Annotated in this window: 16 protein-coding genes; 6 read left to right on the top strand and 10 right to left on the bottom strand. The window is 75.5% G+C overall.

The genetic code is table 11. From position 1 onward, the window contains the following. Positions 1 to 143: 143 nt before the first annotated feature. From ACF1BN_RS10005 to ACF1BN_RS09995, 3 genes are all read left to right on the top strand, one after another. Positions 144 to 1595: an alkaline phosphatase PhoX gene (locus tag ACF1BN_RS10005; RefSeq protein WP_392331112.1), complete on the top strand. Its 1452-nt coding sequence runs from the start codon at positions 144 to 146 to the stop codon at positions 1593 to 1595. A 112-nt stretch (positions 1596 to 1707) separates the two neighbouring features. Then, on the top strand, positions 1708 to 2403 hold the full coding sequence (locus ACF1BN_RS10000; protein ID WP_392331111.1) for a GntR family transcriptional regulator: 696 nt from the start codon (positions 1708 to 1710) through the stop codon (positions 2401 to 2403). A 67-nt stretch (positions 2404 to 2470) separates the two neighbouring features. Next, the gene (locus ACF1BN_RS09995) at positions 2471 to 3490 is read left to right on the top strand and encodes a 1-aminocyclopropane-1-carboxylate deaminase (protein ID WP_392331110.1); all 1020 of its coding nucleotides are present in this window, start codon (positions 2471 to 2473) and stop codon (positions 3488 to 3490) included. 21 nt (positions 3491 to 3511) lie between these two features. On the opposite strand, the gene ACF1BN_RS09990 is transcribed toward ACF1BN_RS09995, so the two are convergent. Continuing rightward, complete coding sequence (locus tag ACF1BN_RS09990) at positions 3512 to 4762, bottom strand: TerD family protein (protein ID WP_392331109.1); 1251 nt, start codon at positions 4760 to 4762, stop codon at positions 3512 to 3514. 36 nt (positions 4763 to 4798) lie between these two features. Then, a complete protein-coding gene (locus tag ACF1BN_RS09985; RefSeq protein ID WP_392331108.1) occupies positions 4799 to 5038 on the bottom strand; it encodes a hypothetical protein in 240 nt (79 codons plus the stop codon). Positions 5039 to 5093: 55 nt separating this feature from the next. Here ACF1BN_RS09985 and ACF1BN_RS09980 point away from each other — a divergent pair, with 55 nt between their 5' ends. Continuing rightward, positions 5094 to 6068 carry an AraC family transcriptional regulator gene (locus ACF1BN_RS09980; protein ID WP_392331107.1) on the top strand — a complete coding sequence of 325 codons (975 nt, stop codon included), beginning with the start codon at positions 5094 to 5096 and terminating at the stop codon, positions 6066 to 6068. 273 nt (positions 6069 to 6341) lie between these two features. On the opposite strand, the gene ACF1BN_RS09975 is transcribed toward ACF1BN_RS09980, so the two are convergent. Beyond that, complete coding sequence (locus ACF1BN_RS09975) at positions 6342 to 7175, bottom strand: NAD-dependent epimerase/dehydratase family protein (protein WP_392331106.1); 834 nt, start codon at positions 7173 to 7175, stop codon at positions 6342 to 6344. A 194-nt stretch (positions 7176 to 7369) separates the two neighbouring features. Between ACF1BN_RS09975 and ACF1BN_RS09970 the strand changes: the two genes are divergently transcribed. Next, the gene (locus ACF1BN_RS09970) at positions 7370 to 8557 is read left to right on the top strand and encodes a hypothetical protein (protein ID WP_392331105.1); all 1188 of its coding nucleotides are present in this window, start codon (positions 7370 to 7372) and stop codon (positions 8555 to 8557) included. A 13-nt stretch (positions 8558 to 8570) separates the two neighbouring features. Here ACF1BN_RS09970 and ACF1BN_RS09965 read toward each other — a convergent pair whose 3' ends face one another. From ACF1BN_RS09965 to ACF1BN_RS09935, 7 genes are all read right to left on the bottom strand, one after another. Beyond that, positions 8571 to 9806 (bottom strand): amidohydrolase, encoded by a 1236-nt coding sequence (locus ACF1BN_RS09965; protein ID WP_392331104.1) that lies wholly within the window; start codon positions 9804 to 9806, stop codon positions 8571 to 8573. 49 nt (positions 9807 to 9855) lie between these two features. Continuing rightward, entirely contained in the window at positions 9856 to 12642 is a 2787-nt protein-coding gene (locus ACF1BN_RS09960; RefSeq protein WP_392331103.1) for a SpoIIE family protein phosphatase, read from the bottom strand. Continuing rightward, positions 12639 to 14753 (bottom strand): SpoIIE family protein phosphatase, encoded by a 2115-nt coding sequence (locus tag ACF1BN_RS09955; RefSeq protein ID WP_392331102.1) that lies wholly within the window; start codon positions 14751 to 14753, stop codon positions 12639 to 12641. The genes ACF1BN_RS09960 and ACF1BN_RS09955 overlap by 4 nt, the downstream gene beginning before the upstream one ends. Positions 14754 to 15012: 259 nt before the next feature. Beyond that, on the bottom strand, positions 15013 to 16206 hold the full coding sequence (locus ACF1BN_RS09950) for an MFS transporter (protein WP_392331101.1): 1194 nt from the start codon (positions 16204 to 16206) through the stop codon (positions 15013 to 15015). A 48-nt stretch (positions 16207 to 16254) separates the two neighbouring features. Next, positions 16255 to 16677, bottom strand: coding sequence for a hypothetical protein (locus tag ACF1BN_RS09945; protein ID WP_392331100.1), 423 nt, complete (start codon positions 16675 to 16677; stop codon positions 16255 to 16257). Between the two features lie 122 nt (positions 16678 to 16799). Next, positions 16800 to 18248, bottom strand: coding sequence for a peptidoglycan D,D-transpeptidase FtsI family protein (locus ACF1BN_RS09940; protein WP_392331099.1), 1449 nt, complete (start codon positions 18246 to 18248; stop codon positions 16800 to 16802). A gap of 143 nt (positions 18249 to 18391) precedes the next feature. Beyond that, positions 18392 to 19162: an IclR family transcriptional regulator gene (locus ACF1BN_RS09935; RefSeq protein ID WP_392331098.1), complete on the bottom strand. Its 771-nt coding sequence runs from the start codon at positions 19160 to 19162 to the stop codon at positions 18392 to 18394. Between the two features lie 163 nt (positions 19163 to 19325). On the opposite strand from ACF1BN_RS09935, the gene ACF1BN_RS09930 reads away from it, so the two are divergent. Beyond that, positions 19326 to 20819, top strand: coding sequence for an aldehyde dehydrogenase (NADP(+)) (locus ACF1BN_RS09930; protein ID WP_392331097.1), 1494 nt, complete (start codon positions 19326 to 19328; stop codon positions 20817 to 20819). Positions 20820 to 20878: the final 59 nt, after the last annotated feature.

Genomic DNA, 20878 nt, shown 5'->3' with positions numbered 1-20878 from the left:
GTCCCACGACGGTCGCGGAGCGCTTTTCCCGGACCCGGGGAAGCCGCTCCGCGACCGTTCCCGCGCCGTTCAGCCGCCGTTCCCGCGGGCGCGCGATGGTGTCCGCGACATCCGGCCCTCAGCTTGGGGAGAGTCCGCACACCATGGCGCTCAACCGCAGAGAGTTCACCCAGAAGTCCACCGTCGCCGGTCTCGCCCTCACCGGCGCCGTCGGGGTCCTCGCCACCGCCCCCGAGGCCCTCGCGAGCGACGAGCGCGCCCACGGCGGCCCCGGCCGCGACGACGACCACGACGACGACCGCGGTCACGGACACTGCCACGACCGCCTCGGCTACGGCCCGCTGGTCGCCGACCCCGACGGCGTCCTCGCCCTCCCCGAGGGCTTCGCCTACCGCGTCGTCACCCGCGCCGGCGTCACCCGCCTGGAGAGCGGCGAGTTCACCCCCTCCAACCACGACGGCGCCGCCACCTTCGCGGGACCGCGCGGCACCACGTACATCGTGTACAACCACGAGCTCAAGGGCGCCCGCTCCCAGTGGGCCCACCCCGTCCCGCTCACCGAGGGCCTCGTCTACGACCCGGCCGCGGCCGGCGGCTGCACGGTCGTCGAGGTGCGGCGCGACGGCACCACCGCCGAGTGGGTCGGCGTCTCCGGCACCTCCACCAACTGCGCCGGCGGGCGCACCGCCTGGGGCACCTGGCTGACCTGCGAGGAGAACTCCGACCTCGCCGGAAAGAACGGCATGACCAAGGACCACGGGTACGTCTTCGAGGTGGACCCCCGCGACCACCGGGCCAACCTCGGCCCCAAGCCCCTCAAGTTCTTCGGCCGCTACGACCACGAGGCCGTCGTCGTCGACCCCGGGCGGGGCCACGCCTACCTCACCGAGGACGCCTCCAACCCCAACGGCCTCCTCTTCCGCTGGGTCCCCCCGCGCGGCTTCGAGCACGGCCGGGGCCGGTACCGCCCGCTCGCCGACGACGCCGGCGTCCTCCAGGCCGCCCGCTGCATCGACTCCGGCGGCCGGTTCGTCGACGACCTCTCCCGCGCCACCCGCATCGGCACCGTCTACGGCGTCGACTGGGCGGACGTCCCCGACCGCGACGCCCGCACCACGCCCGTGCGCAAGCAGTTCGCCGAAGGCGGGGTCACCCGCGCCCGGAAGCTGGAGGGCATGTGGTGGGGCGACGGCGGCGCCTACGTCGTCTCCTCGTACGCCCGGGACGAGAGCCCCGGCGCCGCCCACGACGGCCAGGTCTGGTTCTACGACCCCAAGCGCCGCACCCTCACCCTCAAGGTGCTGCTCGGCGTCAACACCGCGCCGGACCAGGACGGGGCCTACGACGGCCCGGACAACATCACCGTCTCCCCGTACGGCGGGCTCGTCCTCGCCGAGGACGGCGAGGGCGTCTCGCACCTCTTCGGCGCCACCGACTCGGGCCGCACCTATCCGATCGCGCGCAACGACCTCAACGACAGCGAGTTCACCGGCGTCGTCTTCTCACCCGACGGCGACACCCTCTACGCCAGCATCCAGAACCCGGGCATCATGGTCGCGATCACCGGCCCCTGGCGCCGCCAGCCCCGCCGCTGACCCCGGGCTTTCCGGGGAACCTGTGAGGAATCCCGTCGGGTTCGCGACGGGTTCCCGCCAGGTTCCAAGATCCTCTGTCGGCCCCATGGACTGACATCTAACCTGTCAGTCCATGGAAGACGTTCTGATGCCCGTGGGCCGGACCCTGTTGCGCGACCGGGCCTACGAGTCGCTGCGCGAGGCGATCGTGCGCGGCGACCTCGCCCCCGGTGCTCTCCTCAAGGACGCCGACCTCGCCGACCGGCTCGGACTCTCCCGCGCCCCCGTCCGCGACGCCCTCGCCCGGCTCACCGTCGAAGGCCTCGTCGAGACCAAGCCGCAGAGCTACACCCGGGTCACCCGGCCGGTCAGCCGGATCGTCCGGGACGCCGCCTCCGTCGTCCGGGTGATGCACGAACTCGCCGCCCGCACCGCCGTGCCGCTGCTCGGCCCCGAGGCGATCCGCGCCATGCGCCAGGCCAACGAGCGCTTCGCCGCCGCCGTCCGCGCCTCCGACGTCGAGGCCGCCCTCGACGCCGACGACGAACTGCACCAGGTCCTCGTCGGCGCCAGCGGCAACCACGCGGCCGCCGCCACGATCGACCGCTACACCCCGCTGATCCGCCGGGTCGAGCGCCGGCTCTTCGGCGACGCCGACAGTTGTGCCTCCGTGGAGCTCCACGCCCGCCTCATCGACGCCTGCGCCGCCGGGGACGCGGACGAGGCCGTCCGGATCACCAGCGAGATCTGGGCCGCGCTGGAACAGCTGGCCGACGACGCCACCGAGGTCGCCGAGGTCACGGGCATCCCCGCGCCCCCGGAGCCGTAGAGGACCCTCCGCCCCCGGAGCCGTAGAGGACCCTCCGCCCCCGCCCGCCACCCAGGGAGAGCCGCCCGTGCCGATCACCGACTTCGACCGCTATCCGCTCCTCTTCGGACCCTCCCCGGTCCACCCCCTCGAACGGCTCGGCCACCACCTCGGCGGCGCGACGCTCTGGGCCAAGCGGGAGGACTGCAACTCCGGGGTCGCGTACGGCGGGAACAAGACCCGCAAGCTGGAGTACCTGGTCGCGGACGCCCTCGCGCAGGGCTGCGACACCCTCGTCTCCATCGGCGGCGTGCAGTCCAACCACACCCGCCAGGTCGCCGCGGTCGCCGCCCGCGCCGGACTCCGCTGCGTCCTGGTGCAGGAGTCCTGGGTCGCATGGCCCGACGCCGTCTACGACAAGGTCGGCAACATCCTGATCAGCCGGCTCGCCGGCGCCGACGTGCGCCTGGTGCGGGCCGGCTTCGGGATCGGCTTCAAGGAGAGCTGGGAGCAGGCGCTGCGCGAGGTCGAGGAGGGCGGCGGAAAGCCGTACGCCATCCCGGCCGGCGCCTCCGACCACCCGCTCGGCGGGCTCGGCTTCGCGAACTGGGCCTACGAGGTGGCCGAGCAGGAGCGGGAGCTCGGCGTCTTCTTCGACACGGTGGTGGTCTGCTCGGTGACCGGCTCCACCCAGGCCGGCATGGTGGCCGGCTTCGCCGCCCTCGCCGAGGAGGGCGGCCGGCCGCGCCGGATCATCGGGATCGACGCCTCCGCGAAACCCGCGGAGACCCACGAGCAGATCACCCGGATCGCGCGGAGCACCGCCGCCCTCATCGACGTCGAGCGCGAACTCACCGCCGCCGACGTGGAGCTGGACGACCGCTACCACGCCGGCGTCTACGGCGTCCCGGACGAGGCCACCCTCGACGCGATGCGGCTCGCCGCCCGCACCGAGGGGATGGTCACCGACCCCGTCTACGAGGGGAAGTCGATGGCCGGCCTCATCGACCTGGTGGACCGCGGCGAGATCGGCCGCGACGCGACCGTGCTCTACGCCCACCTCGGCGGCCAGCCCGCCCTCAACGCCTACAGCGCGCTGTTCTCCTAGCGGGCCGGCCGGGTCGGTCGCTCAGAGCGCCTGGGCGGCCGGCTTCACCATGCCCCGGACCGTCCGGGACTTCACGAACTCGCCCATCGCGGTCATCTCCCACTCGCCGGAGAACTGCTTGATGAGCTTGGCCATCATCACGCCGGTCTGCGGCTCGGCCGAGGTCAGGTCGAAGCGCACCAGCTCCTCGCCGGTCGCCGCGTCCATCAGCCGGCAGTACGCCTTGGCGACCTCGGTGAACTTCTGCCCGGAGAAGGAGTTCACCGTGAAGACCAGGCCGGTGGCGTCGGCGGGCAGCCGGCCCAGGTCGACGGTGATGACCTCGTCGTCGCCCGCGCCCTCGCCCGTCAGATTGTCCCCGGAGTGCCGGACGGCACCGCCCAGGATGGTCAGCTTGCCGAAGTAGCAGCTGTCCAGGTGGTTGCGCTGGGGGCCGTACGCGATGACCGAGGCGTCCAGGTCGATGTCCTTGCCCCGGTAGGCGGGCTCCCAGCCCAGGCCCATCTTGACCTGGGAGAGCAGCGGCCGGCCGCCCTTGACCAGCGACACCGTCTGGTTCTTCTGGAGGTTGACCCGGCCCTTGTCGAGGTTGATCTTGCCGGTGGGCGCCGGGGCGGCGGGGGCGGCCGGGGCCGGGGCGGCGAGCCGGGGGTCCGCCGGGGGAGCCGGCGGCATCGGCGGGGGAGTGAAGGAGGGCAGGGTCTGCCCGGACTGCGCGGGCGGGGCCGGGGGGGCCGGGGCGACCGGGGCCGCGGGGGCGGCGGCGGGCTCCTCCTCCACCGAGACGCCGAAGTCGGTCGCGATGCCGGCGAGGCCGTTCGCGTATCCCTGGCCGACGGCGCGGACCTTCCAGGCGCCGTTGCGCTGGTAGATCTCGACGACCACCAGGGCCGTCTCGGTGGCCAGCTGCGGCGGGGTGAAGGTGGCGACGACCGCGCCGCTGTCGGCGTCGCGGACGGTCGCGGTGGGCTCGATGCCCTGGAAGGTCTGTCCTGCGGCGTCCGGGCTGGCCGTGACCACGATCCTCTCGATGCCGGCGGGCAGGCCGCCGGTGTCCACCAGGATCGCGTCCGGCGCGGAGCCGCCGCCGGAGCGGTAGGTGACGCCGGGGCCTGCGGGCTGGTTGTAGAAGATGAAGTCGTCGTCCGAGCGCACCTTGCCGTTGGCGCCGAGCAGCAGGCCCGAGACGTCGAGCCGCACGGGGGCGGCGACGTCCACCGCCACACGGGGGCCGGTGAGAGGGAGGTTCGAGCCGGGGGTCATTGCGGTCATGCCAGCCTCAACGATCCGGGTCGCTTTGCCGTTCCCTTACCCGCGACGGGTTGCGCCACCCTGGTTACGGGGGTGGTTCCGCGCCTGGCGCTCGTTGCCGAAACGGTACGCCCCGGTCCAGCGGGCCATCAGCAGCTGGAGGTCGCCGGACTCCGCCTCGGCGAGGAACTTCTCCGCCCTCGCCCCGCGCAGGACCCCGGCGGCCCGGCCGTGGTGGGTGAGGACGACGGAGCCGTCCTTGCGCTCTTCGTAGCTGAATCCCTGAGGTCGTGACATGGGGGCATCCTGCCCGTCCCCGGGCGGGTCGGTCATATGAATTATCTTTCGCATCGTGGGTGCTGTGGGCGGGAGCTCTTTTACGACCGGGGACGTCGACGAGGCGCGCCAGGAGATCGACGCGCGCTACTACGCGAGCCGGATGGACGTCGTGGACGAGCACCGGTCCTTCGAGGCCCGCTTCGACATCGTCGAGTTCGGGCCGCTCGTCATCGGCGACCTCAGCTGCGGGGCGGACGTCCGGATGAGCTTCGGCGAGCTCGGCGCCTACCACGTCAACGCCCCGCTCAGCGGCGGCATGGAGATGCGCCAGGGGCGCGGACCCGTCGTCCACGCCTCCGCCCGAGAGGCGCTGCTCCTCGACCCCGCGGGCGACACCTTCCTCGACCGCTGGAGCGGCGACGGGCGGATCCTCTCCGTCAAGGTCGGCGCGGCCGAGCTGCGCGACCGGCTGGAGAGCCTGCTGGGCCGGCCGCCGCAGGGCGGCCTCGCCTTCCGGCCCGGCCTCGACATCTCCCGGGGCCCCGGCCTCGGCTGGGTGCGGTTCGCCCGCAGGGTCGCGGCCGAGGCGCTCGCCGGGGACGGGCTCGCCCACCACGAGCTCGTCGCCCGCCCGCTCCAGGAGGCGCTGCTCAACGGCCTGCTGCTGGCCGCCGACCACCCCTGGCGGGACGAGCTCGCCCACCCGGCGGGGCCGCGCCGGCCGGCACCGGTGAAACGGGCCATGGACGCGGTGCGGGAGAGACCCGAGCACCCCTTCACCACCTCCGAACTCGCCGTCCACGCGCGTGTGAGCGTGCGCCGGCTCCAGGAGTCCTTCCGCGAGTACGTCGGGATGTCGCCGATGGCGTACGTCCGGGAGGTCCGGCTCGAACGGGTGCGGGAGGAGCTGCGGGCGGCGGAGCCGGACGAGGTGAGCGTGAGCGAGGTCGCCTGGCGCTGGGGCTTCGCGCACCAGGGCCGCTTCGCCGCCCGCTACCGCGAGAAGTTCGGCGAGTCGCCGTCCCGGACGCTGCGGACCGCGCCCTGAGGCTGTGGCCGACCGCGCATTCCGGACAGAGGCCGCGTTACGCGGCTCGCGGTGATCTTGGTGGCCGCATAGCGTGATGCGGGTCCGGCGCTGCCAGCGCGCGCCGTCGAACCGGGCCCGGCCGGCTCCCCCGTATCACCGGCCGGGCCCGCGGCGTTCCCCGAGGACCCCGCGCGTACGCGACGCCGCGCCCGGCCGGGATCCGGACCGCGGGGCGACGCCTCGCCGCCGTCCCCGCCGACGCCGAGGGCCACCGCCTCGGCGTGGCCCGGCCTAGAGCGCCCGCGCGCCGCCCGGGGACGTCGCCCGGCCGGGACGGGCGCGGACGACGGAGCCGCGGGTGAAGGGGCCGCCCAGGAGGGTGTCCTCGGGGGCGGGCGGGACGGGCGGGAGCTTCGCGGCGTAGTGCTCCGCGTCGTCGAGCGGTTCGTAGCCGAGGGCTCGCGCGCCGGAGAGGTCCCACCACGCGCGGGTGTTGGCGGAGGAGCCGTACACCACGGTGTGGCCGACGTCCGGCGCGGTGAGGGCGGCGTGCAGCAGCCGGGCGCAGTCGGCGGGGCTCAGCCAGAGGGAGAGCATCCGGACCGAGGTCGGCTCGGGGAAGCAGGAGCCGATGCGGATCGAGACGGTCTCGATGCCGTGCCGGTCCCAGTAGAGCTGGGCCAGGTCCTCGCCGAAGCACTTGGAGAGGCCGTAGTAGGAGTCGGGCCGGTGCGGGGTGGTGACCGGCACCAGGGGGTCCCCGGCACCGGGGCTGGGGGTGAAGCCGACGGCGTGGTTGCTGGAGGCGAAGACCACCCGGCGGACGCCCTCCTCGCGGGCCGCCTCGTACAGCCGGTGGAGGCCGGTGACGTTCGCCGCGACGATCGCGTCGAAGTCGGCCTCCACGGAGATGCCCGCGAGGTGCACGACGGCGTCCACGCCCCGCACCGCCTCCCGTACCGCCTCCCGGTCGGCGAGGTCCGCGACGATCGCGTCCGGCGCGTCCGGCACGGGGGCGACGTCGAGGAGGCGCAGCTCGTAGCCGTACGCCGGGAGCAGTCCCCGCATGAGGGTGCCGACACCGCCGGCGGCACCGGTGAGCAGGAGGGTGCGAGGTGCGGGCATCGGCGGTACTCCTCGGCCGGAGAGCGTCATTCATGGACGTGGACACGCTAGGGAGGGGGCGAGAGGGCGTCAAGACGTGTCCCCACCGGGCTCCTTCTCCTTGACCGGGAGGTTCCGACGCGGTTAGCGTGCGAGCATCGTTCATGGATGTGAACGGTTGTGGAGTCGTGTGACACGTACCTCCGGGAGCGCCCGTGACCACCCCCGCCCGCCCCCGTACGGGAGCCTTCCTCTACCCCTGGGACGTCGACGGCGACCCCGCCGCCCCGGAGCTCCTCGCCGGGCTCGGCGTCCAGCAGGTCACCCTCGCCGCCGCGTACCACTCCACCCGGGCGCTCAGCCCCCGCCATCCGGAGCGCCGGGTCGTCACCGCCGGGCACGCCGCCGTGCTCTACCCGCCGGACCCGGACCGCTGGGCCGGCCGCCGCCTCGCCCCCTGCCCGGCGGGCGACTGGGCCCCCGGCGACGCCTGGGCGCGCGCGGCCGGGGCCCTCGACGGCACCGGCCTCGCCGTGCACAGCTGGGTCGTCCTCGCCCACAACTCCCGGCTCGGCGCCGAGCATCCGGACACCTCCGTGGTCAACGCTCACGGCGACCGCTACCCGTGGGCGCCCTGCATCGCGCACCCCGAGGTCCGCGCGCTGCTCGTCGACCTCGCCGCCGAGGCCGCCGTCCGTCCCGGCGCGGCCGGCACCGAGCTGGAGTCCTGCGGCTGGTACGGCTACGCCCATCTGCACGCCCACGACAAGACCGGCGGCGTCCCGCTCGACGACCGGGCCCAGCTGCTGCTGTCGCTCTGCTTCTGCCCCCACTGCCGCTGGGGGTACGCGGACGGGGGCGCCGACCCGGACGCGCTGGCCGCCGCCGTCCGCGCGGCCCTCGCCCCCGTCTGGACCGGCACCGGGCCCGCCGGGGAGCTCGGCGACCTGGCCGCGCCCGTCCTCGCCTGGCGGGCCGGGACCGCCCGCGCCCTCCAGGAGGCCGCCGTCGCCGCCGTCCGGGCCGCCGCCCCGCCGGGCTTCCGGATCCTGCTGCACGCCGACCCGGACCCGTACCGCTGCGGGGCCGACGCCGGCACCGACCCCGGGCACGTCCTCGGCCTCGCCGACGGCGTGGTGGCCCGCCCCGGCCGACTGGCCGCCTTCGCCGCCCACCGGCCGCCCGGCTCCACCGTCGCCGCCAACCTGTCGGTCGTCACCGGCATGGGCGGCGCCCCCGGCCGCCTCGCCGAGGACGCCCGCAGCGCCCTCGCCGACGGCGCGACCGAACTCCGGCTCTACCACGCGGGCCTGGCCTCCGGGGCCGACCTGGCGGCGGTCCGCGCCGGCCTCGCGGAGCTGGCCGCGACCCGCCCGGAAGCCTCCCGCACCGCCCTCCCGTAGCGCCCGGAACCGCTCAGACCAGGCGCCCGTCCCGGGCCACCACCCGGCCCGCCCGGACCACCAGGTCGCGGCGCGGCAGGTCCACCACGACCTGCGGCAGGCACTCGCCCTCGACCAGCATGAAGTCGGCCGGGGAGCCGGGCCGCAGGTCGGCGGGCGGCAGGCCCATCAGTGCCGCGCCGCCGTCGGCGGCGAGGGCGAAGCAGGCCTCCAGCTCCTCGTCGAGACGGGCGTCGAGGGCCCAGCCGGCCAGCCAGGCGCGGTGCAGCATGTCGGCGTCGCCGTACGGGCTCCAGCTGTCGCGGACGCCGTCCGAACCGAGCCCGACCGTCACCCCGCGCTCGGCGAGCCGGCGGAAGGGCAGGATCGTCGTCTCGCCCAGCGCGACCGTGGTCAGCGCGACCCCGGACCCCGCGAGCAGGTCGGCGGTCTCGTCCAGCTCCCGGTCGGCGAGACCCGCCACCGCGAAGGCGTGCGCCACCGCCACCCTGCCGTGCAGCCCGGCCGCGCGGGTGCGGGCGGCGATGTCCCGGAGGACGGCCAGGCCCGGCTCGCCGCGGTCGTGCAGGTGGATGTCGAGGCCGAGGCCGTGTTTCTCGGCCAGCCCGAAGACCAGGCCCAGCTGGTCGCCGTCCCGGCCGTCGACGGCGTCGAAGCCGGTCGGGTCGATGCCGCCGACATGGCTGACCAGACCGCTCGCCGCCGCCTCCGCGAGCAGCTCCGCCGTGCCCGGGGCGCGGACGACGCCGTGCTGGGGGAAGGCGACCAGCTCGACGTCGACGATCCCGGCCAGCTTCGCGGCGGCCTCCGCGACGCCCTCGATCCCGGCCAGGCCGTAGGCCGGGGCCACGTCCGCGTGGGCCCGCAGGGCGCGGGTGCCCGCCGCCGCCGCGTGCGCCATCAGGCGCAGCGCCCGCTCGCCCACCGGGGTGGGCAGCGTCCGGGCCAGGTCCACGTCCCCGGCCACGAAGTCGGCGATGCCCCGGGCGGGGCGGCGGCGGTGCCAGGGCTCGCCCCAGGAGGTCTTGTCCGGGTGGATGTGGGCGTCGACCAGGGTCGGCAGGGCGAGCCGCCCGCCGCCGTCGACCCGCTCGACGGGTACGCCCTCGGGGAGCTCCGCGACGAGCACCCCGTCGACGGCGACCAGGTCGCCCGCGGGGCCGCCGAGGGGCCGTACGTCGTGGAAGAGGGTCGCGGTGCGGGGCGTGGGGCTCACGGGGGTCTCCTTCGGGCTCGGACGGGAACCCATTTGGTATACCATGTGTCGGCGGTAGTCCGGGGCCCGACCGCTCACCCCCTCACCAGGCCAGCTTCTCCAGCGCGTCCAGGTCGACCGTCGGTGCCGGGCCGGGACCGGCGACCTCCGGTCCCCCCTCCCCGCCGTCGGGCCCCACCCGCAGCTCCGCCCAGATCGTCTTCCCCCGCCGCCCGTACCGGGTGCCCCAGCGCTCCGCGAACCGCGCCACCAGGTACAGCCCCCGCCCGCCCTCGTCCGTCTCCGCCGCGTGCCGCAGGTGCGGCGAGGTCGAGCTGCCGTCCGACACCTCGCACACCAGCGTCCGGTCGTACAGCAGCCGCACCCGCACCGGATCCGCCCCGTACCGCACCGCGTTGGTCACCAGCTCGCTCAGGATCAGCTCCACCGCGTAGGCCGCCTCGTCGAGCCCCCACGCGCCGAGCTGGGCCGCCGCCGCGTTCCGCACCGGCGACACCGCCGCCGGGTCCCGCGCCACCTCCCACTCGGCGATCCGGTCCGCCGGAAGCCGCCGGGTCCGCGCCACCAGCAGCGCGATGTCGTCCCGGGGCGCCGGCGACAGCAGGTTCGCCAGCACGTCCGCACAGGTCTGCTCCGGGCTCCGGTCCGCCCGCTCCAGCGTCGTGCGCAGCAGCCGCAGCCCCGTCCCCACGTCCCGCCCGTGGTCCTCCAGGAGCCCGTCGGTGAACAGCACCAGCTTGCTGTCCTCCGGCAGCCGCAGCTCCGTCGACTCGAACGGCAGGTCACCGAGCCCGAGCCCGAGCGGCAGCCCCGGCGCCAGCGGCGGGAACTCCACCCGCCCGTCCGCGTGCACCACCGCGGGACCCGGATGACCCGCGCTCGCCACCGTGCACACTCCGGACGCCGGGTCGTAGATCGCGTACAGGCAGGTCGCGCCGGTGATGGTCTCCTCCCGCCGCCCCCGGCCGCCCTCGTCCGCCTCCGCCGCCGGCTCCCCCTCCTCGTCGATCCGCCCGGTCAGCTCGTCCAGATGCCCCAGGATCTCGTCCGGCGGCACGTCCAGCGTCGAGAAGTTGTGCACCGCGGTCCGCAGCCGCCCCATCGTCGCCGCCGCGTGCAGCCCGTGCCCCACCACGTCGCCCACCACCAGCGCCACCCGCGCCCCCGGCAGCGGGATCACGTCGAACCAGTCGCCGCCGACCCCCGCCTTCGCCGGCAGATAGCGGTACGCCACCTCCACCGCGCTCTGCTCGGGCAGCACCCGGGGCAGCAGGCTCCGCTGGAGCGTCACCGCCATCGCGTGCTCCCGGGTGAACCGGCGGGCGTTGTCGATCGCCACCGCGGCCCGCGCCGCCAGCTCCTCCGCGAACTCCAGGTCCTCCTCGCCGAACGGCCCCGCCGTGTCCGCCCGCCAGAAGTTCGCCATCCCCAGCACCACGTCCCGGGCCAGCAGCGGCACCGTGAGCAGCGAGTGCATCCCGTACGCCAGGGCCCCGGCCGCCCCCTCCGGGTCCTGCGCCCGCCAGCCGTCCGCCGCCGCCAGCTCCGCCTGCACCACCGCGTGCCCCTCGGACAGCGCCGTCGCCATCGGGGTGCTCGGCACATGGAAGCGGATCACCTCGCCGACCGGCTGGAGCGGCTGGTCCTCCCGGACCCCGCTCAGCGCCGCCCTGCGCATCTCCGACAGCGTCGAGTCCTGCGGCGGCTCCTCGCCCCGCAGCACCGGTTCGAGCAGCTCCACGGTCGCGAAGTCCGCGAACCGCGGCACCGCCACCTCCGCCAGCTCCTCCGCCGTCCGGACCACCTCCAGGGTCGTCCCGATCCGCACCCCCGCCTCGTACAGCAGCTGGAGCCTGCCCCGCGCCACCTCCGCCCGCCCGCTCAGCGCGGCCAGCTCGGTGGTGTCCCGCATGGTCATCACGCTGCCCTCGCCCGGGCCGCCGTCCCGGACGGTGGGGCGCACGCTCACCGCGAGCAGCAGGTCGCCCGCACGGTGGACCTCGTCGGTCGCGGTCCGGCCGGACTCCAGGAGCTCGACCGTCCGGGGATCGAGCCCCAGCTCCGCGACCGGCCGCCCGTCGGCGTCCGCCGCGAGGCCGAGCAGCCGCCGCGCCTCGTCGTTGGCGAGCAGCAGCCGATGGTCCGCGTCGACGATCAGCACCCCCTCGCGGACCGCGTGCAGCACCGCCTCGTGGTGCTCCTTCATCCGGGTCATCTCGGCCGGGCCCAGGCCGTGCGTCTGCCGCCGCAGCCGCCGCGACACCAGCGCCGCCCCGCCCACGGCGAGCAGCAGCGCGCCGCCGCCCGCGGCCAGCAGCACCACCAGCCGGCCCTGCACGACGTCGCTGATCGACTGCACCTCGATGCCGCTCGTCACCAGGCCGACGATCCGGCCGTCGTCGTCCACCACCGGCACCACGGCCCGCACCGCGTCGTTCGGCGCGCCCCGGAAGGTCTCCGTGTACGACTCGCCGTCCACCACGGCCCGGGAGAGGTCACCGGTCGCCCTCTGGCCGATCAGCCCGGTCTCGGAGTCCGTGTACCGCACGCCGTCCCGGCCCAGCACCGCGATGAAGTCCACCCCGGTCGCCACCCGCGTCCGCTCGGCCGCCTCCTGGAGCGCGGCCGTCGGATCGGGCGAGCTCAGCGCCTCGTCCACGCCGGGCGCCTTGGCGAAGGCCTCCGCCACCGCGAGCGACCGCACCCGGGCGTCCGTCAGCACGTCCTGCCGGGCCTGCTGGAAGGTGACCAGGACCGCCGCCACGATCACCAGGAGCGCGATCAGCGCCTCCAGGGCGAGGACCTGGCCGGCCAGGCTGCGCAGCCCGGAGCCGCGCCCCGGCGGCGGCCTGCGTCCGCGGGCCGTCATCGGGTGCTCCGGGCGATGAGCAGCGCCACGTCGTCCGCGGCGCCGGGGCGGCGCAGCTCGCGCAGCAGCCGGTCGCAGCTCTCCTCCAGGGACAGGCCCCGGGTGGCCTCGACGAGGGTCACGAGCAGGTCGAGCCGGTCGTCGATGGCGGTGTCGCGGGTCTCGATCAGCCCGTCGGTGAAGAGCACGAGCCGGTCGCCGGGGAGGAAGGGCACCCGCGCCGTCCGGAAGGTGCCGCCGCCGACGCCGAGCGGGACGCCGGTGGAGAGGGTGACCAGTTCGGCCGGGCCGTCCGCGGGGAGGCGGACGGGGGGCAGGTGGCCGGCGTTCGCGATCCGGCAGCGGCCCCGCCGCGGGTCGTGCACGGCGAACAGGCAGGTGGCGATGGAGTGCTCCAGGCCGACCGCGATCCGGTCGAGGTGCCGCAGCACCTGCGTGGGGGAGAGGTCGAGGTCCGCGAAGGCTCGGGTGGCGGTCCGCAGCCGGCCCATGGTCGCCGCCGCCTCGATGCCGCTGCCCATCACGTCCCCGACCACCAGGGCCGTCTTCTCGTCGGGCAGCGCGATCACGTCGTACCAGTCGCCGCCGACCTCGCTGGACGCCTGGGCCGGCTGGTAGCGGGCGGCGGCCTCCAGGCCGGGGCGGTCGGGCGGGGCGCCGGGCAGCAGGCTGCGCTGGAGGGTGACGGCCGCGTTCCGCACGTTCTGGTACCAGCGGGCGTTGTCGATGCCGACCGCGGCCCGGGCGGCCAGCTCCACCGCGAGCAGCACGTCCTCCGCGTCGAACGGCAGCGGGTTGTGCCGGTCCCGCTTCAGGTCGAGCGCGCCCAGCACCTCGCCGCGCGCGATCAGCGGCACCGCCAGGTACGAGTGCACCCCGGCCCGCGCCAGCTGCCCGGCGGCCTCCGGCCCGCGCGCGATCCGCGGCAGGTCCTCCGCCCCGACCCGGGAGACCAGCACCGGCCGTCCGGTCTGCACGCACCGGGTGACCAGCCGCTCGGCGCCGTAGAGCGCGACCGAGCCGGGCGGGTCGGCGGCCGCGAGCGCCTCCGTCTCGTGTCCGGCCCGCACGGCCAGCGCCCGGAAGAGCGCCGGGCCCTGCTCCGGGGCGTCCGGCCGGCGCAGCGTCAGCACCGAGTCGAGGACGTCGACGGCGGCGATGTCGGCGAGGGCCGGCACCACCACCGACGCCAGCTCCTCCGCGGTGCGCTCCACCTCCAGGGTGGTGCCGACCCGGGCGGAGGCGTCCGCGACCAGCGCGAGCCGCCGCCGGGACCGGTCGGCCGCCGCGTCGGCCCGGTGCCGCTCGGTCACGTCGACCACCCAGGCCGCCACCCCGAGCACCCGCCCCCCGGCCGCCTCCAGACGGTAGAAGGACACCGACCAGGCGTGCTCTCCGCCGTCCGGGTCGGCCGGGGTCTCGCCCATCGCCTGGACGTCCAGGAGCGGCTCGCCGGTCTCCAGGACCCGCCGGGCCGCCGCCTCCAGGGCCGCCGCGTCCACGCCCGGCAGCACCTCCGAGGGCCGCCTGCCCAGGTGGAGGGCGGCCGGCAGCCCGTTGAACCGTTCGAGCGCCGGGTTGACCAGGACGTACCGCAGTCCGGTGTCGAGGACCGCCAGGCCGAGCGGGGACTGGTCGACCAGCCGGTCGGAGAGGGCCAGCTCGGTCTCCACCCGGGCGACCGCGGACCGGTCGGCGACGATGCCGAGCGCGTACAGGTCGCCCACGTCGTCGGTGAGCCGCATGTTGCGGAACTCCAGCTGGCGGGTCGACCCGTCCTTGTGCCGTACGGGGAAGGTGCCCGCCCAGGTGGTGCCCCGGCCCAGGACCTCGCCGAAGAGGCGCATCGCCTCGGCCCGGTGCTCCTCGCCGACGATCAGCCGCGCCACGTACTGCCCGAGCGCCTCGTCGGCCCCGTAGCCGAAGAGGGCCTCAGCCTGCGGGCTCCACAGCACGATCCGCCCGGACGCGTCCACGACGACGGCCGCCACCCCGAGCACGTCGAGCAGGCCCCGGGTGCCGAAGGCCGTGCCGCCCGCCGGGCCTCCGGGCACGCCGCCGCGACCCTCCTCCGTCCCCGTGCCCGTCTCCGGGAAGGATCCGGCCGTCACATGCCCTCCTCCCGCACAGGCCCTGAGCCCGCCGCCCTTCCATGCTCCCCGGCCCCCCGCCCCCACGCACCACGAGGACGCCGGGGCCGGGGTCCGGGGGACTTCCGCCCGGCCCCGGCCCGGCGCCCGGCTGGACGCGGCCCGGCCGGGCGCGCGACCCGGCCTGGCACGCGGCTCGACCGGGGGGAGTGGCCCGACCGGCACGCGGCTCGAACGGCGGAGTGGCCCGACCGGGGGCGGCCCAGGGGGCGGGCCACCGCTACGCCGAAGCCCCGGCCTCCGCCTCGGCCTTCCCGCGCGCGCGTGCCCGGGGGCCCGCCGCCGAGACGGCGGCGCCGGCCAGCCCCGCGACCGCGAGCGCGGGCAGCAGCAGTCGGACGTCCACGGTCGTGACCAGGGCCGCGCCCAGCGCCAGGGCCAGCGCGTTCGGGACGAAGAGCAGCGTGTTCGCGGTCGCCGCGATCCGCCCGACCGCCTCCGCCGGGGCCTCGCGCTGGACCGCCGTCATCGCCGCGACGAGGACCCACGGCAGACCGAGGCCGATCACCGCGCTCGCCGCGAGGGCCGTCGCCTCGAACGGCAGCGCCCGCAGCCCGGCCGCCGCCGCGAAGAGCGCGAGCCCGGCGGCGGCGAGCAGCCGCTCCGGCATCCGGCGCAGCAGCGGCCCCGTGGTCAGCCCGGCCAGGACCGAACCGGCGCCCTGCACCGCGTAGAGCACGCCGGCGTACGCGGGCGGGCGGCCGAGCCCGTCCACCACCGCGTACACCGCCGCCCCGTTCACCCCGGCGAGCAGCATGGTGAACGCCCCGGTGGCGACCAGCGGCCGCAGCACCGGCGAGGCGGCGAGCAGCCGGACGCCCTCGGCGGTCTCCCGCCGCCACGCGCCCCGCTCCCGCGCGGTACGCGCCGGACGCTCCTCCCTGACCCGCATGGCGGCGAAGGCGCCCGCGGCCAGCACGAAGGTCGCCGCGTCCAGGAGGACGACGGGTCCACCGCCGTACCGGGCGAAGAGCCCCGCCGCGGCGAGCGGGGCGATCAGCTTCATCGACTCGTTGGCGGTCATCCGCCAGCCGTTGACCGAGCCCAGCCGCTCCTTGGCGGAGCCGGTCGCGAGGAGCGCCTGCTCGGCCGCTTCGTGGACGGCGCCCTGCGCCCCGTACAGCACGAGGACGGCGAAGAGCAGCCACACCCGGTCGGCCGAGGTCACCCAGAGCAGCAGCGGCAGCACCGCGGCCATCGAGAGGTCGAGGACGACCAGCAGCGGACGGCGGCGCACCCGGTCCGCGAGGGTGCCGAGCAGCGGCCCGAGCAGGGCCGGGGCCCAGAGGGCGAAGGCGGTGAGGGCCGCGAGCCCGTCCGAGCCCGTCAGCGACTTGACCCAGATCCCGGAGACCAGCCACATCGCCGTCGTCCCGAACCCGGACACGACCACACCTGTCAGATACCAGCGCATGGCCGAAGCGTGACGTCTGAGGTGGCCCGGGGGGATCGGGCACCTGCCCTATTCCGGGCGCGCGGTCCGCCGGCGCTCGTACCACAGCGCCGCCCCGGTGACCACGGCACCGAGTCCCTCCCACAGGCCCACCCCGAGGAAGCCGGCCGGGGCCCGCCCGCCGACCACCGCGAGGGTGAAGACCGCGCAGGTGAGGAGCCGGAAGGGGACCGTCCAGCGGAAGAAGGCCTTCCAGTCGGAGAGCGCGGCCAGCACGTAGTAGACGCCCATGTTGAGCGCCGCCATCGAGGAGGCGGTGAGGAAGACCAGGGTGTGGTCGCCGTCCGCCCGCCCGCCGTCGGGCACCGGCTCGAAGCCCATCACCGTGAGCAGGGCGTCCGGGGCGACCAGGCCCACCACCCCCAGGGCGGCGGCGAGCAGGCCGAAGACCGCGATGGTCCAGCCGGACAGCGAACGGGGCAGGCGGCGCACGACGGTCCTCCGCGGAGCAGGCGAGATCGACAGTTCGAAGGTGCGCCCTCCGTTCGGACGCACGAGCGTGCCCCTGCATATCGCGTGAGGGGCCGCGGGGGCCAATCCGGCCCCCGCGGACGTCACTTCAGCGCCGCCGCCATCATCTTCTGCGCCACCGGCGCAGCCAGGCCGTTGCCGCTGACCTCGGAGCGGGCCGCGCCCGAGTCCTCGATCATCACGGCCACCGCCACCTGCTTCCCGGTCGACGGGTCCTTCGCGTAGGAGGTGAACCAGGCGTACGGCGTCTTGCTGTTGTTCTCGCCGTGCTGGGCCGTGCCCGTCTTGCCGCCGACCTCCGCCCCGGGGACCGCGGCGTTGGTGCCGGTGCCCTTCTCCACCACGGTCACCATCGCGCTGCGCAGCTGCTCGGCGGTGCCGGAGGAGACGACCCGGGTGGCGTCGCCGTCGGCGTAGCTCCTCAGCGGGTCGCCGTCGGAGTCGACCACCTCGGAGACCATGTGCGGGGCGGCCAGCTGCCCGTCGTTGGCGATCACCGCCGAGACCATCGCCATCTGGAGCGGGGTGGCGGTGACGTCGAACTGACCGATGCCCGTGAGCGCGGTCTGCGCCGGGTCCATCCCGGACGGGTAGACGCTGGCGTAGGCCCGGACCGGCACGTCCAGCTCGTCCTCGTCGAAGCCGAACCTGTCCGCCATCGCCTTCACCTTCTCCTGCCCAAGGTCGGCCGCCATCTTGGCGAAGACGTTGTTGCAGGAGTACTGGAGCGCGGTGCGGATCGTGGCGTTCTCGCAGGGCGCGGAGGCGTTCTCGTTCTTCAGGACGGTCCGGGTGGTCGGCAGCGTGTACGGGTCGGGACTGGCCGTCCGCGCGTCGACGGAGGAGTACAGACCGTCCTCCAGGGCGGCGGCGGCGACCACCAGCTTGAAGGTGGAGCCCGGCGGCAGCGGCTGCCGCAGCGCCCGGTTGACCAGCGGCTTGTCCGGGTCCTCGGAGAGCCGCTGCCAGGCGTCGCCGTCCGTGGTGCCGGCGATGTCCGAGGGGTCGTAGGAGGGCGTGGAGACCATGGCGAGGATCCGGCCACTGGCCGGGTCGATGGCGACCGCCGCGCCCTTCTTGTCCCCGAGGGCCCGGTAGCCGGCCTTCTGCACGTCCGGGTCGATCGTGGTGATCACCGTGCCCGGCTCCTGCTGCTTGCGGGTGACCGCGTCCACCGGGTTCTTCAGCCGGTCGTCGGTGCCGTCCAGGATCCCGGAGTAGATGCCCTCCAGCTGGGTGGCGCCGTACGCCTGCGAGCTGAAGCCGGTGACCGCCGCGTACAGCTCGCCGTCCTTGTAGCTGCGCTCGTACGCGAGATCACCGCTCTCGGTGAGCTTCGAGCCGGTGACCGGCGAGCCGGCCACGACGATGTTCCCGAGCGGCTGCGCGTACTGCGCGATGGTCTTCCGCCGGTTCTTGCTGTCGTTCGCGAGCGCCTTGCCCTCGTACGCCTGCACCCAGGTGGCCCGGCCGAGGAGGGCGAGCACGAGGAGCAGCGCGAAGACCGAGGTGCGCCTGATCGTCTTGTTCATGGCACCAGGAGGGACGAACGGGGCGGCGCGCGGCGTTCCGGTCGCGGACCGATTCTCAGGAAACGTTCATGCGGCACGCATCCCCGGCCGGGCTGCGGGGGCGCCGCCGCCGGGACACGGCAGCCGGGCCCATGCGGCCCCGCTCACAGCCGGCGGGTGGCCAGCGTCAGCCGGTCGCGCGCGTCGAAGAGGGCGTCCTTGATCAGCTGCTCGTGGCCCGGGGTCAGCCGCGCGGCCGGCACCGAGCAGCTGAGCGCGTCCCGGGCCGGCTCCCGGTAGGGGATCGCCACCGCGAAGCAACGCAGCCCCAGGGTGTTCTCCTCCCGGTCCACCGCGAACCCCTGCTCGCGGACGGCCGCAAGCTCCTCGATCAGCCGCTCCCGGTCGGTGATCGTGTGCTCGGTCACCGCCGGCAGCTTCGCCGGGAGCAGCTCCCGCACCCGCGCGTCGTCGTGGGTGGCGAGCAGCGCCTTGCCCAGCGCGGTCGAGTGGGCGGGGAGCCGGCGGCCCACCCGGGTGAAGGGCCGCAGGTGGTGCTGGGACTGGCGGGTGGCCAGGTAGACCACGCTGGTGCCGTCGAGCCGGGCGAGGTGGACGGTCTCGGTGGTGTCGTCCGAGAGCCGGTCCAGGGTGACCCGGGACGCGGCCACGACCTCGTCGCCGTCGATGTACGAGGTCCCCACCAGCAGGGCCCGCACCCCGATGCCGTACCGCGTGCCGGTGGCGTCGGTCTCCACCCAGCCCAGCTCGACCAGGGTGCGCAGCAGCATGTAGAGGCTCGACTTGGGGTAGCCGACGGCCTCCTGGACCGTGGCCAGCGTGTGCATCCCGGGCCGCCCGGCGAAGAACTCCAGCAGCTCCACGGTCCGCACCGCGGACTTCACCTGCGCACCGCTCACGTCGGCACCCGTCATGACCCCGCCCCTCTCCCTGACTTCCGGACGACCTTGTGGGAACGCCCGTGACGTCAATAGAGTCCACCCCGGAAGCGTTCATGCACAAGAACAGCGTTCATCATAGTGAACAGCCCTGGTGGGCGGCGATGGTGAACGGTCGGAGCGGACAAGGGGTGGACCGGTGTCGGCAGCAGCAGTGTGGAGTGTGGACCCCCGGACGGGGAAGCGGCGCGAGCAGGTCGCGACGGAGGCCACAGCGGACGGCGTCGACCGCGCGGTCCGCGCCGCGCACGCCGCCCGCGGCTCCCTCGCCGACCGCACCGTCCGGGCGGCCTTCCTGAGGACCGCCGCCGACCTCCTCGACGCCGCCGCCGACGAGGTCGTCACCACCGCCGACGCCGAGACCGCCCTCGGCGCCCCCCGGCTCACCGGCGAGCTCGCGCGCACCACCGCCCAGCTGCGGGCCTTCGCCGACGTCGTCGACGAGGGGACCTTCCTCGACGTACGCGTGGACCTGCCCGACCCGTCGGCCGTGCCGCCCCGCCCCGACCTGCGCCGCTGGAAGATCCCGCTCGGCGTCGTCGCCGTCTACGCCGCCAGCAACTTCCCGCTCGCCTTCTCCGTCCCCGGCGGCGACACCGCCAGCGCCCTCGCGGCCGGCTGCCCCGTCGTCGTCAAGGCCCACCCCGACCACCCGGCCACCTCCGAACTGGCCGCGGGAGTGCTGCGCCGGGCCGCCGCCAAGAACGGCCTCCCCGAGGACGTCGTCGTGCTGCTGCACGGCTTCGACGCGGGCGTCGAACTGGTCCGCCACCCGCTGGTCGCGGCGGCCGGGTTCACCGGCTCGGTGCGCGGCGGCCGGGCGCTCTTCGACGCCGCCGCCGCCCGCCCCGCGCCGATCCCCTTCCACGGCGAGCTCGGCTCGCTCAACCCGGTCGTGGTCACCCCCGGCGCCGCCGCCGAGCGCGCCGAGGAACTCGGCGCCGGCCTGGCCGGGTCCATGACCCTGGGCGCGGGGCAGTTCTGCACCAAGCCCGGCTTCGTCCTCGTCCCGGCCGGAGCCGACGGCGACCGCTTCCTCGCCTCGCTCACCGAGGGCGTCGGACAGGCCGGCCCGGCCGTCCTGCTCGACCACCGGATGCGGGCCGCCTTCGTCGAGGGCGTCACCGAGCGGGCCGCCCTCGACGGCGTCGAGGCCCCCGTCGCCCCCGGCGCGGCCGACGAGCACACCGTCACCGCCGGCGTCCTCACCGTCGACGCGGCCCGGCTCGCCGACGGCGGCCACGCCCTCCTCCTGGAGGAGTGCTTCGGCCCGGTCACCGTCGTCGCCCGCTACAGCGACGCGGCGCAGATCACCGACGTCCTCGGCCGGCTGCCCGGCAACCTCACCGCCACCCTGCACTGCGCCGACGAGGACCCGGCCGCGCCCGGCCTGCTCGCCGCCCTCACCCCGCTCGCCGGCCGGATCCTCGTCGGCGGCTGGCCCACCGGCGTCGCGGTCGCCCCGGCCCAGCACCACGGCGGCCCCTACCCGGCCACCACCTCCGCCTCCACCTCGGTCGGCGCCACGGCGATCGAGCGCTGGCTCCGCCCCGTCACCTACCAGTCGACCCCGCAGCACCTCCTCCCGCCGGAACTGCGCGACGGCCACCCGCTCGGCCCGCCCCGCCGCTGACCGAAGGCCGGCCCCACCGGGGCCCGGCCTCCCGGGGGCCGCCTGGGCCCGGCCTCCCG

Source organism: Streptomyces sp. NPDC014861 (assembly GCF_043081625.1).
GTDB lineage: Bacteria > Actinomycetota > Actinomycetes > Streptomycetales > Streptomycetaceae > Streptomyces.
The sequence above is the reverse complement of the archived record's forward strand: the minus strand, read 5'-3'. Positions and strand labels throughout refer to the sequence as shown.

Bases quoted from the DNA above. Each gene is read 5' to 3' on its own strand.
- ACF1BN_RS09990 (WP_392331109.1), bottom strand. From the start codon at position 4,762: ATGACCGCAATGACCCCCGGCTCGAACCTCCCTCTCACCGGCCCCCGT.
- ACF1BN_RS09975 (WP_392331106.1), bottom strand. From the start codon at position 7,175: ATGCCCGCACCTCGCACCCTCCTGCTCACCGGTGCCGCCGGCGGTGTC.
- ACF1BN_RS09935 (WP_392331098.1), bottom strand. From the start codon at position 19,162: ATGACGGGTGCCGACGTGAGCGGTGCGCAGGTGAAGTCCGCGGTGCGG.
- ACF1BN_RS10005 (WP_392331112.1), top strand. From the start codon at position 144: ATGGCGCTCAACCGCAGAGAGTTCACCCAGAAGTCCACCGTCGCCGGT.
- ACF1BN_RS09950 (WP_392331101.1), bottom strand. From the start codon at position 16,206: ATGCGCTGGTATCTGACAGGTGTGGTCGTGTCCGGGTTCGGGACGACG.
- ACF1BN_RS09960 (WP_392331103.1), bottom strand. From the start codon at position 12,642: ATGACGGCCCGCGGACGCAGGCCGCCGCCGGGGCGCGGCTCCGGGCTG.
- ACF1BN_RS09940 (WP_392331099.1), bottom strand. From the start codon at position 18,248: ATGAACAAGACGATCAGGCGCACCTCGGTCTTCGCGCTGCTCCTCGTG.
- ACF1BN_RS09985 (WP_392331108.1), bottom strand. From the start codon at position 5,038: ATGTCACGACCTCAGGGATTCAGCTACGAAGAGCGCAAGGACGGCTCC.
- ACF1BN_RS09965 (WP_392331104.1), bottom strand. From the start codon at position 9,806: ATGGGTTCCCGTCCGAGCCCGAAGGAGACCCCCGTGAGCCCCACGCCC.
- ACF1BN_RS10000 (WP_392331111.1), top strand. From the start codon at position 1,708: ATGGAAGACGTTCTGATGCCCGTGGGCCGGACCCTGTTGCGCGACCGG.